Origin of the sequence: Pseudomonas sp. ICMP 460 (genome assembly GCF_002723595.1) — a bacterium.
GTDB lineage: Bacteria > Pseudomonadota > Gammaproteobacteria > Pseudomonadales > Pseudomonadaceae > Aquipseudomonas > Aquipseudomonas kitaguniensis.
The window spans coordinates 17,449-30,849 of sequence record NZ_LKBR01000021.1 but is presented as its reverse complement, the minus strand read 5'-3'; the positions used below and the strand labels follow the sequence as shown (position 1 = coordinate 30,849).

At 61.0% G+C, this 13,401-nt stretch carries 12 protein-coding genes; 2 read left to right on the top strand and 10 right to left on the bottom strand.

The window, feature by feature from the left end:
* Positions 1 to 204: 204 nt before the first annotated feature.
* Complete coding sequence (locus AO240_RS15800; protein ID WP_099237269.1) at positions 205 to 459, top strand: hypothetical protein; 255 nt, start codon at positions 205 to 207, stop codon at positions 457 to 459.
* A gap of 78 nt (positions 460 to 537) precedes the next feature.
* Positions 538 to 867 (top strand): DUF6388 family protein, encoded by a 330-nt coding sequence (locus AO240_RS15795; RefSeq protein WP_099237268.1) that lies wholly within the window; start codon positions 538 to 540, stop codon positions 865 to 867.
* Positions 868 to 942: 75 nt separating this feature from the next.
* On the opposite strand, the gene tssM is transcribed toward AO240_RS15795, so the two are convergent.
* The 10 genes from tssM to tssC form a co-directional block, all read right to left on the bottom strand.
* Positions 943 to 4,251: a type VI secretion system membrane subunit TssM gene (gene tssM, locus AO240_RS15790; RefSeq protein ID WP_099237267.1), complete on the bottom strand. Its 3,309-nt coding sequence runs from the start codon at positions 4,249 to 4,251 to the stop codon at positions 943 to 945.
* 15 nt (positions 4,252 to 4,266) lie between these two features.
* The gene (icmH, locus tag AO240_RS15785) at positions 4,267 to 5,133 is read right to left on the bottom strand and encodes a type IVB secretion system protein IcmH/DotU (protein WP_099237266.1); all 867 of its coding nucleotides are present in this window, start codon (positions 5,131 to 5,133) and stop codon (positions 4,267 to 4,269) included.
* 5 nt (positions 5,134 to 5,138) lie between these two features.
* A complete protein-coding gene (tssK, locus tag AO240_RS15780; RefSeq protein ID WP_099237265.1) occupies positions 5,139 to 6,467 on the bottom strand; it encodes a type VI secretion system baseplate subunit TssK in 1,329 nt (442 codons plus the stop codon).
* A 1-nt stretch (position 6,468) separates the two neighbouring features.
* On the bottom strand, positions 6,469 to 6,954 hold the full coding sequence (tssJ, locus tag AO240_RS15775) for a type VI secretion system lipoprotein TssJ (RefSeq protein ID WP_099237325.1): 486 nt from the start codon (positions 6,952 to 6,954) through the stop codon (positions 6,469 to 6,471).
* Positions 6,955 to 6,959: 5 nt separating this feature from the next.
* Positions 6,960 to 8,150 (bottom strand): type VI secretion system-associated FHA domain protein TagH, encoded by a 1,191-nt coding sequence (tagH, locus tag AO240_RS15770; RefSeq protein WP_099237264.1) that lies wholly within the window; start codon positions 8,148 to 8,150, stop codon positions 6,960 to 6,962.
* Positions 8,151 to 8,163: 13 nt separating this feature from the next.
* Positions 8,164 to 8,295, bottom strand: coding sequence for a hypothetical protein (locus AO240_RS15765; protein WP_058414045.1), 132 nt, complete (start codon positions 8,293 to 8,295; stop codon positions 8,164 to 8,166).
* A 149-nt stretch (positions 8,296 to 8,444) separates the two neighbouring features.
* Entirely contained in the window at positions 8,445 to 9,437 is a 993-nt protein-coding gene (gene tssG, locus AO240_RS15760) for a type VI secretion system baseplate subunit TssG (protein WP_099237263.1), read from the bottom strand.
* Positions 9,401 to 11,188 (bottom strand): type VI secretion system baseplate subunit TssF, encoded by a 1,788-nt coding sequence (gene tssF / locus AO240_RS15755; RefSeq protein ID WP_099237262.1) that lies wholly within the window; start codon positions 11,186 to 11,188, stop codon positions 9,401 to 9,403. The genes tssG and tssF overlap by 37 nt, the downstream gene beginning before the upstream one ends.
* Positions 11,178 to 11,597, bottom strand: coding sequence for a type VI secretion system baseplate subunit TssE (gene tssE / locus AO240_RS15750; protein WP_099237261.1), 420 nt, complete (start codon positions 11,595 to 11,597; stop codon positions 11,178 to 11,180). The genes tssF and tssE overlap by 11 nt, the downstream gene beginning before the upstream one ends.
* The gene (gene tssC, locus AO240_RS15745) at positions 11,594 to 13,069 is read right to left on the bottom strand and encodes a type VI secretion system contractile sheath large subunit (RefSeq protein WP_099237260.1); all 1,476 of its coding nucleotides are present in this window, start codon (positions 13,067 to 13,069) and stop codon (positions 11,594 to 11,596) included. The genes tssE and tssC overlap by 4 nt, the downstream gene beginning before the upstream one ends.
* Between the last annotated feature and the right edge of the window lie 332 nt (positions 13,070 to 13,401).

Sequence of the window (13,401 nt, the reverse complement as noted above, 5' to 3'; positions counted from 1 at the left end):
GACCTTTAAGCTGATTACACAAAAAAAAAGCGAACTTTCTGACATCTTTCATCTACTAAGCCAAATCGATTGGTTACCATTGACCGTCTTCGCGGGTGTGACACGCCATGGCGGCTCGGACTCGCGACCGAAATGGAGATTGCCTGAAATGGAATCAGGCACAAAGGAGACAGGCTCATCAAAAAGCACAAGCGAAGCACCCAGATGCACTCCTTGGTTCTGACCGCCTTGCAGCTGCTGGGCTGCATGGCGTTGTTATTTGTGGTCAAGGCGGTTATCGAGCTGTTTATCGGCCCGATTGCCGAGACATGGATCGACCTGGCGCTGATACTCACCGCGTACCTGATGTTCTTCGCGTTGACGCCCCTGCAGCACTGGATGCAGCGCCGCTCGCAAAAGCGCGCGCGTCGCCGTGCGGTTCGCCGCGAGTCGACCAGCGACCGGCATTCGTCCAACTAAACCGAGCGCCCGGTGCCTCACCCCGCCACGCTCAGCGCCCAGCGCCCAGCGCTGCCTTACCTGAACAGGAACACGCACGTGTCGCAACCCGGTGATAATCACCAGCGCGCCTTGGACCGTTTTTTGAACGAGCACCCGGACGTCGCCACGCAACTCGACACCCTCAACCCGTTGGCCGCGCAGGCCAAGGGCGAAACCCTCGCGCAGTACCGTGCTGAACGCCTGCATGAAGCCTTCGAGGCCGAAGCGGAACAGCAAGGCCTGTTCGCGTGGGAACTGACCCTGAAACTGACCGCGCACTCTGCTGAGGAGTTTGAAGCCCAGCGCCTGGAAGTGCACAAAGAAGTCGCGCAGATGGCCGGGTTGAGCTGGGACGAATATTGCAAGCTGCATGATGTGCCCGGCTGAGCCGCGCTTACCCGAACCAGCACCGTGCGTAACGCCGGCCAACAGTGCGTCGGCAACGGCCGAGAGCGCGCGGGCTCATAGTTGCTCCGGCAAGCGGAACGTGCGCCAGGTGTCCAACTGGAACGGGCTGGGCATACGTTGGCTGACCAGCAGATAATTCGCCCGCAAACCGCCAAGGTCGGACTTGAGTATCTGCGCATCGCGGCCGCTGGCCGGCTCGTTTTGCATCAAGTCAAAGAAGCGAAACAGCGACCACGCGCCGCTATTTTTCTCGATGCCCAGCGCCCGTGCAGCGCCGCGTTCCAATACCAGGCTGCTGCGACCATTTTCCACCGTGCTCGGCCATTCGAACGCCACTGGCACCATCGGCCCATGTCGGTATTCCAGCTGTTGACCGCCAAAGCTCAACACCGCCCGGCTCACTGCTTGGTCAAGGCTGTAGGGTGCCAGCGTAAATCGAACCGTCATCTCGCCCTCGCCTTCGCTGAAAAACCCCCGGCGAATGGTCTGCGCCTTGGACAACTGGTCCAGCAGTGATCGCGAGATCGGCAGGCTGCGGCCATCCAGGTTACGTAACCGGTAACGCCCGTCGTCGACGCTGACAAACGGCCGCAGGTACGTTTCATGGAAGCGCGCCAGCACGCCTTGCGGTTTGAAAAAATCCTCGAAATCGCTCAAGGCCACATCGCTGCTCGCGTGGGCGTTGAACGGGTAGCGTTGGCGGATCGCCCTGGCATACAGGCTGTGCACCTCACTTTGGTAGCGTTGGTTGACATGCACATACGCTTCGTCGAACAGGTGGCGCCAATTATCGTCGGCCAGGCCTTCGATCCAGCCCTTGAGCGGCAACGGCAAGCGCGCGGCGCTGTCGCGCAACTGGCCAAACGTATGGGGTTGCCCTTCCATGCGGCGCTTGACCATCTGAAAAGCCGCCTGCGCAGGTGAACCCTCGCGGTTCAGCGCGGCCAGTTGCAGGTGCAATGCATCCAGCTGACGTAACGCCTGAGTCAACGCTGCCCCCGGGTTTTGCTGCTCATCGAGCAGTTGATGCAAGGGCTCGAAACGGCGCTGCAACGCACGTCGCGCGGCATCATCGCCCGCTTCACGGGGCTGCCCTTCCAGGCGTTCAGTCACCGGCACCAAGCGCGTGTTTTCACTCACCTGTTGCAACAGCAGCACCAAGGGCGACTGCGCCGAGGTGAGGCTCGCCAGCTGTTCGGTGCCCTGCCTGAGGCCATCGGTATCGTGCAGCTTGATGCGGCTCAGCGCACGGCTCCAGGCATCGGCGTACTCGCTGAAATAGCGCTGCTCGACTTCGACCATCAACCGGCGCAGCTCCAGCGCATTGAGGTCGGTGGCCTGCCCCAGTACCCAGTTATCCTGGACAATCGCGTTAAGCAAACGCGGGCCTTGCTTGTCGAAATACTGCACATAGCGCTTGCTGTAAAAACCCGCAATGGGCTCCTCGAGCGTCGTCAACACAGTGCCGTCCGCGAGACGGTTGGGTTGCAGGTTGCGCGACTGCTCGCGCAACACGCGATACACCACGTCGGCCAGCGACTCGCCGCGTAACACTTGGCGCGCCTGGGCGACCAGCGCATCATCCAGCGTTGCCACAAACGGTTGCTCAAGCAGCCGCCCGAAATGTTCATTGAGGCGACGCTGCACTGCGCTCTCGCCGGCAAAACGCTCAGACCAGTGGCTCGCCACACGCCCCGCCAGCCACGTGGTATCACGCCGCTCGCGCAGGTTGAGCATCAGGTAGGCACGCAGGCTGTCCAACAACCGCTCGCGATCGCCCAGGCTTGCGCGCACCTGCACTTCCAGGAGCGCGGCGACGTGCGCCCCCATCTGCTGCAGGCTTTGCTCATACGCGCTGGCTAACAGCGGGCGCGTCACCTCGCCCTGGAATAACCCGGCGCGCTCAATCAGCGGCACCTCTGCCACCGCCGCAAATACACGCGTCGCCGCCAGCCGCGCGTCGAGTATCGGCAATAAGTTCAACATCTCGTCCGCCCCCGGCTGCGCAGGCATACCGGTTTTACCTAACTGTGCCAGTTGCTCCAGGCGCTGATGATTGTACCAATAGCTGTGCTTCCAGAGCAGGCCTGCCGCCCCGATGAGCAAGCCTACGGCGAGTGCCAACCCGGCTTGGCGCCAACCGATGCGCCGATACTCCCGCGCGTTCAGCCCGGCCAGGTCGGCTTCGGCGAAGATCACCTGGTTCAACAGGCCTTGGGCAAAGCGTGAACGCCGCTCGCTCGCACTGGTGAGGTAAAAACCTCGCAAACCATTGATGCGTTGATTGCGCTGCGCGGAGAACGCCACCTCGACAAACCCATAAAAGCGTTCGCTGAGGCGTGCAACCTGCTGCGGAAAATCGAGCATGCGCCCGCGCCGCTCGACATTGCGTTCCTGGTGCAAGCGCTGGATCAGTTCGCCACTCAGACGCTGCAACAACGCCTCGAACGCTTGGCGCACCTGCGCCCTTTGCACCGCCGCTGTGCTGATGGCGATACGTTCACCCAGCACCTCGTCCTGGCCAGCGCCTAGAGGTGTTTCGAAGAACTCGGTAAAGCCCGGAAGGCGGTCGGCCTGGGTCAGCACCAAATACACCGGCACATCCGCATGCAGCGTCTGCTGCAGTTCTTGCAAGCGGGTGTGAATGTGCCGTGCATGCAGTTGCAGGTCATGCTCATTGCCCGCGAGCAACGTCTGCACCGACAACGCCACCACCACGCCATTCAGCGGACGTGCGCGGCGCCTGGATTTAAGCAGGCCTAACAAGGTCGACCAGCCCGCCGCATCGACCGCGCTGTCGGGTTGGCTCACATAACGCCCCGCGCTCTCAACCACAACGCCTTGATCGGCAAAATACCAGTCACAGTCAGCGGCACTGCCTGCGGTGGGCGCTGCGATTGGGTCCAGCGGCAATTGCAACCCGCTCGCCGCCAACAAACGGGTCTTGCCGCTGCCCTGTTTGCCGATCAGCAAGTACCAGGGCAAGTCATTGCGCCAGCGCGCGCTGCGCCCAGGGTACAGGCGCGCGCTTTTCAGGCTGTGCAGCGCGTCCTTGAAGCGGCCACGCACGTGCTTGCGCTCAGCCTCTATCAGCCCCTGATGCGGATGACGTGTGCGCTGTTCGGTAGTTGCGGGGCGCACGGTATGGCGGGCACTCACCCTCACCATCGCCAGCCCCCACAGCAGAAACAGTGCGCTGATGCTTAACAGGCGAGCTGTGGAACTTTGCCAGAAGCGCTGGTCGTCAACCGCCAGCAGCGGCCCGAAAAACCAGACCAGCGCCGCGCTCGACAGCACCAGTAGCAAGCTCCATACCCAAACTATGCGCAGCCGGGCGCACGCGCCCTTGAAGAATGCGTTCATTCAATGTTCCCAGCGTTACAAAGGCGTCGGAGTCAGTTCCGGCGCCGAAGATTGAAAGGTCTGCAGCGCACTGTCGCGCTCTTGCCCCACTACCCAGGCAACGCCCGAATACATGGCCAGCAAAGCGACCACAGCGAACGCCATAAACCCGTGGGCCGAGATAATCGGCAGCCGCCAGCGCCGTGTTTGCCTCGACGTGGCTGGCAGCGCCGACACCGCGAGTGGGTCGCCGCGCACCTGCCTTATCTGCCGATACAGCGCATCGCGCACCGCTTCAAGTTGCGCCGCGCCGCGCTCGGCGACGCGGTATTTGCCTTCAAACCCCATCGACAGGCACAGGTAAATCAATTCCAGGATTGCCACGTGCTTGATCGGGTCGCGCGACAGCCGTTCGAGCAGTTGAAAGCACTTTTCACCGCCAAAGGTTTCGCTGTGGAAGCGGCTCAGCAAACTGATCTTCGACCAGTCGCTGCGACTGCCCCATGCGGTGGTCACCACCGCTTCGTCAATCAGGCTGCACAGCACATAGCGCGCGGAAATCACCTGGCTGTTCTCCACACCGTCGTGCAGCGCGTGCGCTTCGAAGCGATTGATGCTCGCGGCCAGGCGCTCATTCAGCGCTTGCAGGTTTTCCCGGCCGGCGCTGACCTTCAGTTCAACCACCTCGGACAACACGCCCCACGCAGCGGCGACCAGGCTGTTAAGGCCGACCTTGAAAGGCTGCCCACCTTGAACGGCGGCGGCATAAATCATGCGGTCTTCCAGTTGCTCGAAACGCGGCGGCGAGACAAAGTTGGTTAGCGGCCCGTGCGCCGGGCCGAGGCCATCACGATCAAGCAAGACGGTTTTTTCATCCTGCGGGTATTCACTTTCCAGGTGCATGCTGTTCAATTCCTGATAGCCCAGAAGTCAAGCGTCAGCCCGGCAAATTCGCCGCCGACATGGAACGCAAAACCACCCGATTGCTGCAACTGCCCGACATCCCGCGCACTCGGTTCGAGCATGAAATAGGTTTTACCGGCGTGAAACGGGATTTGCCGCGGCGCCACAGGCAGCGGCTTGACCTTGATGCCCGCCAGGTGCAGGTTGACCAGCTCGCGAATACGCTCCACCGGGCCAACCTTGAGGTGGGCCGGCAAACGGTGACGAAGCTCCTCAGAGTCACACTGGGCAGCGACCGCCAGAATAAAGGTGGCCGTACCGAGCAACTTGAGATCACTCACAGGGCAGACCAACACGCCGTATTCGCGCTGCTGCAACGGCAGCGCGATAGCGTGTTGCTCAAGGACCATCGACAGCACCGCACGCATCTGCGCCATCAGCGCGCGAAAGCTTGCGCCCTGGTCAGCGTGCAGGTAACGCAGCTCCAGGCAGGCACGTTTGCTGTCACTGGCAAACGTCGACAGCTCGCCCAGAATGGCCAACAGCTCGCGGTACAACGCCTCGGCACGCACGTGCGCCTGCGCCAGGTAGTGACGCAACACCGGCTCGGTGCGATTGATCAATTGCAACATCAGAAAGTCGCCCACTTCGGCACTCGCGGTCGCGCCCTTGCCGCGAAGGCGCTCGGCAATCGCATCACCCCGGCTGGCGAGCAGGCTGATCACTTCCTTAAGGCATGCCGATACAAAACCCGAGCCCTGCAGGTGGATGAACGTCGGCACAAAATCGGTATCGATTCTGATGCCCTGTTCGCTGGAGGCGTCCAACAGCTGCGCAATTTTCAGCTTCACGTAGGCCTGATCACTCGGCTGCTCGCCCAGCAACAGGCGAAAATCGGGCCGTGCACAACTGATCCGGCAACTGGAATCGAGGCCGGTATTTGAGTCTCCGACGTCGATGTCGCTGGCAATGTAGCGCGCCAATACCTCGCGCTGCCCCGGCGTGCGGGTTTCGACCTGATTGCCGGTCGCCATCGGCAGGGCCAGGTAAACCGCTTGCCTTCCCGAGCTGGCCGGCACGTCCAACACCAGAGGTTGCATGGCCGTGGTCAGTTCGAACAGGCTGCCGTCGGGCAATACGCCGCTGGCGTGATTGACCACCAGCTTGCCCATGTCGAGGTACTGCACGTCGATGTCCAGGGCCAGAAAACCCCAGGCGTCACTGCCGAGCAAACGGGTGCGGTTGAGCTGCTGATCGTAGTAACGATCGCTGTGTTGCAAGTGCTGCGGGCGCAGCAACATGCCTTCCTGCCAGATGACCTTATGAACTTGCATATCACTTCTCCGCCAGGCCAACGTGTGGGTCAGCCAGGCGAATACCCGACTCATCAAGCACCAGATGGGCTCGCGTTACTTGCTGCGGGGTCAACGCCAGTACCCATCGCCATTGCACATGGGGCAAGTCGCGGTAAGCCGCCACTACCCCGACGTAGCGACTGTGCGGCTCGCTCCTGAGCTTGAATGCCACGTGCTCGCCGGGGCGCAACGCCAGTTCCTCGCTGCGCGCCCAGTCTTGGGGCAGCGCCCGCTCGGCACGCTCATACAGGCTGAAAAAATCCGCGTGTTCGAAGGCCACCGGGTGCCTCAACTCAAGCAGTTGCACCACCACCGGCGAGGGGCGCCCGTTGAGGTCGGGGTTAAGCTGTTCGCTGGCGGTCAACGTCAGGTCGAGTTTGGTCAACGTCGAAAACGGTGACAGGTTGCTGCACCCCGCCAACAGGCCCATGCCGACCCACATCAGCGCAACACTGGCGCGCTTCATCAGCGTCATCCCGGGTACCCGGCAAACAACGCACTGGCCAACCGCACCTGCTCCTCGTAAGCGTTGATGAAGTCCGGGTGCGCTGACTGCGCACTCAACGGTTGCTCGTCGACCAGCCGTTGGTAGTGCCGCTGGTAGGCGCGCCAATGCGCCCCGTCGGTAAAAAAACTGGACGGCGTGGCGTCACGTTCAAAGCAACGCAGCAAGTGGCCAGGCGCAAACGCCGCCTGCGCCGTGCGCGCCATCGTGCGGCTCGCTACCAGCAGGGCGACCTGGTGCACTTGCAGCTCACGGCAGACTTGCGCAATGGCCACCTCGGCACTCGGTTGCGCCGCCTCGGCGGTGCCCAGCAACGCTGCCAAAGCCGCCTCGACGTCCACACTTTCATGCAGCGGGTTATGGCTTTTGGGCGGTGGGCCAGTGCCTTCCAGGTTCAGCTCATGCTTGAGTTCCTGATGCGTTCGCAGGGTCTGTTGCAGCCCGCTGATGGCGTGCCTCAGCGCACGCGCCGCGTTGATCGCCAACGCCTCACGGCCAGCCGTATCAAGTGTATCCAGGCAGATGCCCAGCGCCTGCGCGAACTGCGCCCAGAAGGGTTTGTCGACGTGGGCCGCATGCACAACCGCCCGCACGGGTTCCAGCGTCGGGGCGATTGCCAGTGTGGGGATCGCCAGGTGTTCCCGCTCCACCGAGCCACGCTGCGCCCATGTCGCGCAGACGCCGGTTGCAGGGGTCAACGCATCCAGCTCAGCCGAGGACGCTTGCTGCTGCTGGCGGTCCAGTTCGCGAAGCGGGTCCAGGCCCAGGTACGCGTCGTGCGGGATTACCGCGCGTTCGGCGCAGGGCACTTGAACGTGCAGCGGCACCCTTTCGGCCACGCGCTCAACCAGCCGCGCACGCATGGCGAACGGCCCCAGCTGGAACACATCGCCCTCAACGATCAAGTGCGCCTGGCCTTTTTGCAGCGGCTTGTCGCTACCCACGAAGCGGATACCGTTGCTGCTGATGTCGGTCAAAAAGTACCGCCGATCACGGTGGCTGACCAACCCGTGGTGGTTTGACAGTAACCGGCTGGGATCCGGGATAACCCAGTCGCAACCCGCCCCCCGCCCTACTACGCCGCCTACGCCGTCAAACACTTTACGCAGTGACGGTTCACGGCCTCCGGTATCACACACCTCAAGCATTAATTGCATGGCAGGCCCCTCTTCATTGGCCGCGCTGCGTCACTTGGGGGTCACCCAAGGGACGATAGTCAGCATCATCAAACACGTAATTGGCGTTACAGCCGCTCAACAAACACAGCACAAGCACCAAGGCTTGCCACGGACGGTCAGGCATCAGGTATCTCCCATGAAGATGCGGCCGGCGGCGAAGCGCAGGTTCCACAGATAGGTCATTCAGCGTTCCCCGCAAGCTGCGCGGCCCTTACTGGCCGGCCCTGTGCGAAGCCGTTGTTGCAGGTCTGGAGTGGTCATAAGCATCAGTCCCTAATGAGCATTTACAGCGAGGGTGACCACGCCGTCGGCACTCTCGTGCCCCAGCCAACTGGTCCACCCGAGGCGACAGACGTTGCGTTCACCAATATGCAAAGGCCTCACCTCGCCTGCGGCCAACCCCAGGCGTACGTCGTATTCCAATGGGCCTCTTGCCGTCAGCCGAACCATTGAACACAGCGGCCTGTAAGCGCTGCCGTCAGGCAGAAATTGGTGAAAGCGCTGCCAACTCAAGCCCTGCACATGCAGCCTGAATTTGCCGCTGCGGTCGGCGACCCGATGCCCCAGCAACAGGTCCTCGCCGAGCACGTTATTCGCCGCGCCCAGTCGATTGCGTTGCGTGTGGTCGATAATCACGCTGCGTTCAACCCATTGCTCGATGAACACACAACCGAGCGTGAAGTAGTGACGCAGTACGGTTTCGATCAGCGCGCCCGAATGCGCGCGCAGGCTCAGCAGCCCGAGGCAGGGCAGCAGGCGCTTGCAGTCAAGGTGCGCAGCGTCACGAATCTGCCGACTGCCCAAACCGACCAACGCAAACATCTGCTCGGAAAAAGCATCACTGGCGCCCTCGCGAAAACACGCCCGATAGCGATATTTACGCCAGATCGGCAACATCAGCCGGTGCAGGCGGTGGTGGAACACGTCCAGAAAGTCACGCGTGGTGCCGCCGCCCGCCTGCTCTTGATAAAACGCAGGCAGTGGCGAGCCGGCACCCAACAAACCGAGCACGTTGAGGCGAAGGCGCGCGCGTAGTTGATGACGTTCGAGAAAAAACTCCACGCGGTCGATGTCGTGCGCTGGGAAGCCCAAACCCGGGTTGGCCTGGAACTCGATGTGGTCGTACAGCGCGTCGTCATCGAGCAACGGGTGGGCGTCGCGCAGGCGTTCGATCACCTGCAACACCGCCTGAAACAGCGAGTACTCACGAATCACCCGCGTCAGTTCAGTTAAAGCAGGGGCTGCTGGCCCATCCGGGGTGGCCATAGATACACGTCTCCTTGTGTGCTGGTGACCCGCAGTTCGTGGTACGAATTCAGGTTGGCGTAAAGGGCAAAAAATTCATTCAGGGCCGAGGCGAAAACAAACAGGTCGCCCTGGCCTGCGAAGCCGTTGGCGTCAATGTTCAGGTCGACGCGTAAACCGCGGATCGGCAGCCCGCGATACATGCGGTCGACGGCTGCATGGCTGACGCTGCTTAACGCATCCAGCTTTCGCTGGCTGACGTTGTGCGCTTGGCGGTCGTGATAACTCGGCACGTCGTAGGTTTCGAGGATGACTTTGAGGGCACCGGTGTCGGTCAATGACAGGTAGTTGAGCGACATGTTGCTGATCAGCTTCCACAGAAAGTCCTGGTCCAGCGGCGGCGCGAAACTCGCGGTCGGTACGCTGATATTGCGAAACGACAGAAACGCCGGCGTCTGCTCGCACGACTGGTTGATCTGCCCCACCTGCAACTGCCGTGGCACGTTGTGGTTGGTGCACGTCAGCTCGACCGAAAGCGTTTCCTGAGCCTGCCTGGGGCCAATGCCAACACTCAACCAGGTATCCAGTTCGGCGTGCTGCACCGACGAGCGTTGACGAATGCTGTAGCTGGGCGCACCCGCCAAGCCGCCACCTTCGCGGTCATGCTCAAACGACTCGAACGGCACATACGCTTGGTAGCCCAGCCCGCCGGGGCGCCAGCCGGTCACGCGATCAACCGAAAACACCTCGGCGTTACCGCGGGCAAACCCACCGGGTACCAGCAGGTATTCATCGTGCTTGCCGTCGAGGCGAATCGGCACCGCGTCCTGCTTGAACAGGTTGACGATTGGCGTGCAATACAGCTTTACGTTGTCCAGGCTGGGCGACTGCGGCTGATGTTGCGCGGTGCGCAGTTCAAATCGCAGCTCCACACTCCGCGCCTGCTTGAGCAGTTCATGCGGCAACGATTGCAATGCATCGAAGCCTGTCACATCGACGAACAGGTACTTGTCGGGAAACGCAAAATACTCCTGCAAATGCCGGTAACCGTGAAAGGTGTTCGGCGGATAGGGAATCAGCGCCTGATCCGCGTCAAACCCCACGGGCTGTACCTGGCTCGCGGCAAGGCGCAGCGATAACGCTTGCCCATCGCCTGCGTGTATCGGGCGCCCCTCGTGGTCAAGCAGCAGCAGTTGAATGCCGTCCAGATGCCGCAACAGGCTCAGGTACAAGCCCTGACTGACAGCTCGCTCGCCCGCCAGGTGCAAACGCAATCGGTCGAATGACCACTCGCCGAAATGGCCCTCGGCGCTCATCTCCAGGCGCAGGTTAAGCAGTGTCCGGGTGCCCTGAGGCAGGTACTCCAGGCGGCTCAGTTGCAACGGCATGACCTGGGTGGCGTAGCAGGTGCGAAAGCGGCAGCGCTCACCGTTGACCGGCACACTTTCAACCGTCGTATCCCGATCAACGCACACCGTGGCGCACGCGTGCTTCAGCGGCTCAAACTGCAAGATGCTGAAAGCCGGTAGTGGCCGCATGTAGTTGGGCCACAGCAAATGCATCAGCGAATGCGTCAACTCGGGAAGCTCGTCAGCCAGCTTCTGGCGCAAGCGCCCGGTCAGGAACGCAAAGCCTTCCAACAGGCGCTCTACATCCGGGTCCTGGCCCGCATCGGCGAGAAACGGCGCCAAGGCGGGGTTGCGTTCAGCGAACCGCCGTCCCTGTGTGCGCAAGGCACTCAGCTCACTTTGGTAAAAGCGGTTAAAGGCCATCAGGTAATACCTCGACATGCCCACCGCCACTCAACCGCGCATTGAACACAACCGCTTGCAACACACCGTCGATGACCAGCGCCGCCTCAATCACAAAGGCCAGCGCCAACGGGTCGCAAGCCTCCGGCACGCCGGTGACACGCACCTTGCTCAAACGCGGTTCGTAGGCCTGGATAAAACGTTCAATCGACAGGCGCGATTGGGTTAATGATTCATGCAGGCTCAAGCGCATATCGTTGAGGTCGGGCAGCCCGTAGTCAGGCAGCGCCAACACACTGCCGGCGCGCGTGCCGAGCATGTTCTGCAGATGCCTGGCCACCGACGTCAGGCTGTCGACCTGAGCGGGCACACGGCCTTCGAGACGCTCGAAAAGGCTGCGATAATCGGGTAACCCCTGAGCTTTTCTCATGCTTTGTCGAGCTTGCCGACCAGCGACAGCGTGAAGTCCGCGCCCATGTACTTGAAGTGCGGCCGTACGCTGAGGTTGACGCGGTACCAGCCAGGCTCGCCTTCAACATCACTTACCGCGATACGCGCAGCGCGCAACGGGCGCCGCCCGCGTACTTCGGCGCTGGGGTTTTCCTGGTCGGCGACGTACTGACGGATCCACTTATTGAGTTCCAGCTCAAGGTCGGTACGTTCCTTCCACCCACCCAATTGCTCGCGCTGCAATACCTTGAGGTAATGGGCCAGGCGATTGACCACCATCATGTACGGCAACTGCGTGCCCAGGCGGTAATTCAACTCGGCGGCCTTGCCCTCGGCACTCACCCCGAAACTTTTCGGTTTCTGCGCCGAGCTGGCAGAAAAGAACGCCGCGTTATTGCTGCCCTTGCGCAGGGTCAAGGCAATAAAACCTTCCTGGGCGAGTTCGTACTCGCGTCGGTCCGAAACCAGTACTTCGGTAGCAATCCTGGTTTCGATGTCACCCATGCTCTGGAAGTGATGCAGGGGCAAATCCTCCACGGTGCCACCGCTTTGCGCGCCAATGATATTCGGGCACCAGCGGTACCGGGCAAAGCTGTCGGTCAATCGCGTGGCAAACGCATAGGCGGTATTGCCCCACAGGTAGTGCTCGTGGCTGTTAACCACGTTTTCCTGATAGGCAAAGGTTTTGACCGGGCATTCACGGGGATCGTAAGGGGTTCGCAACAGGAAACGCGGCACCGTGAGGCCTAAATAACGCGCATCTTCGCTCTGACGAAAGCTTTGCCATTTGGCAAATTGCGCGCCTTCGAAATGATCCTTGAGGTCTTTCAGGTCTGGCAGGTCGGTAAAGCTGTCCAAACCGAAAAAACCCGGCCCGGCCGCAGCAATAAACGGCGCGTGGGCCATGCAGGCCACACTCGACACGTACTGCATTAACTTTACATCCGGCGCGCCGGGCGACAGAAAGTAGTTGCCAATAATCGCGCCCACCGGCTGCCCACCGAACTGGCCATACTCGGCACTGTAGATATGCTTGTAGAGCCCGGACTGGTTGATTTCCGGCGAGTCTTCGAAGTCGTCCAGCAGGTCACGCCGTGAAACATTCAGCAGTTCGATCTTGATGTTTTCACGGAAGTTGGTGCGGTCGACGAGCAATTGAAGACCGCGCCAGGCAGATTCGAGTGCCTGGAAATCCGGGTGATGCAGAATCTCATCGATTTGCAGGCTGAGTTTCACGTCGATCTCGGCGATCATTCGATCAACCAGGCGTTTTTTCACCGGCTCGCCGCGGTTCTGCGGCTTGAGCAGCTCTTCGATAAACGCAGCGACACCCCGCCTGGCAATGCCGTACGCCTCGTCATCCACGCTCAGAAACGTCTGCGCAATGATGCTGTCGAGAATGCTGTGTTTGTCAGCAATTGGGGTCGGTAGCAACTGCGGTCGGGTGTTCATGGTGTCAGTGTCCTTTTACTGAGAATGTCAGGCGCAGGGCGCGCTTAACCCAAGCTCGGCCAATGGCCGAGCACGGGAATCGTCATCTGCCAGCGCCTGCTCGACGGGCGTGTTTTTTGTTATCTGTTACAGGCCGCCCAGTTCCAACTCCAGGAATGGGTGCTTACTTGAAACACGTATATCGCTGCCGGCACTATTATTTTGCGAGCAGGCATTATTTTGCGAACAGGCCAATACGCCAAGTTCAAGGTTATAAGTACACAACACGCCTGAGTAACCATGACTGCGCCACGCCCGAGACAGAATAATAAGTGCCTCACTCATAAAACTTC

Excerpts from the sequence above, each read along its gene's own strand:
- AO240_RS15800 (WP_099237269.1), top strand. The coding sequence starts at position 205 with ATGCACTCCTTGGTTCTGACCGCCTTGCAGCTGCTGGGCTGCATGGCG.
- tssM (WP_099237267.1), bottom strand. The coding sequence starts at position 4,251 with ATGAACGCATTCTTCAAGGGCGCGTGCGCCCGGCTGCGCATAGTTTGG.
- icmH (WP_099237266.1), bottom strand. The coding sequence starts at position 5,133 with ATGCACCTGGAAAGTGAATACCCGCAGGATGAAAAAACCGTCTTGCTT.
- tssK (WP_099237265.1), bottom strand. The coding sequence starts at position 6,467 with ATGCAAGTTCATAAGGTCATCTGGCAGGAAGGCATGTTGCTGCGCCCG.
- tssJ (WP_099237325.1), bottom strand. The coding sequence starts at position 6,954 with ATGAAGCGCGCCAGTGTTGCGCTGATGTGGGTCGGCATGGGCCTGTTG.
- tagH (WP_099237264.1), bottom strand. The coding sequence starts at position 8,150 with ATGCAATTAATGCTTGAGGTGTGTGATACCGGAGGCCGTGAACCGTCA.
- AO240_RS15765 (WP_058414045.1), bottom strand. The coding sequence starts at position 8,295 with ATGCCTGACCGTCCGTGGCAAGCCTTGGTGCTTGTGCTGTGTTTGTTG.
- tssG (WP_099237263.1), bottom strand. The coding sequence starts at position 9,437 with ATGGCCACCCCGGATGGGCCAGCAGCCCCTGCTTTAACTGAACTGACG.
- tssF (WP_099237262.1), bottom strand. The coding sequence starts at position 11,188 with ATGGCCTTTAACCGCTTTTACCAAAGTGAGCTGAGTGCCTTGCGCACA.
- tssE (WP_099237261.1), bottom strand. The coding sequence starts at position 11,597 with ATGAGAAAAGCTCAGGGGTTACCCGATTATCGCAGCCTTTTCGAGCGT.
- tssC (WP_099237260.1), bottom strand. The coding sequence starts at position 13,069 with ATGAACACCCGACCGCAGTTGCTACCGACCCCAATTGCTGACAAACAC.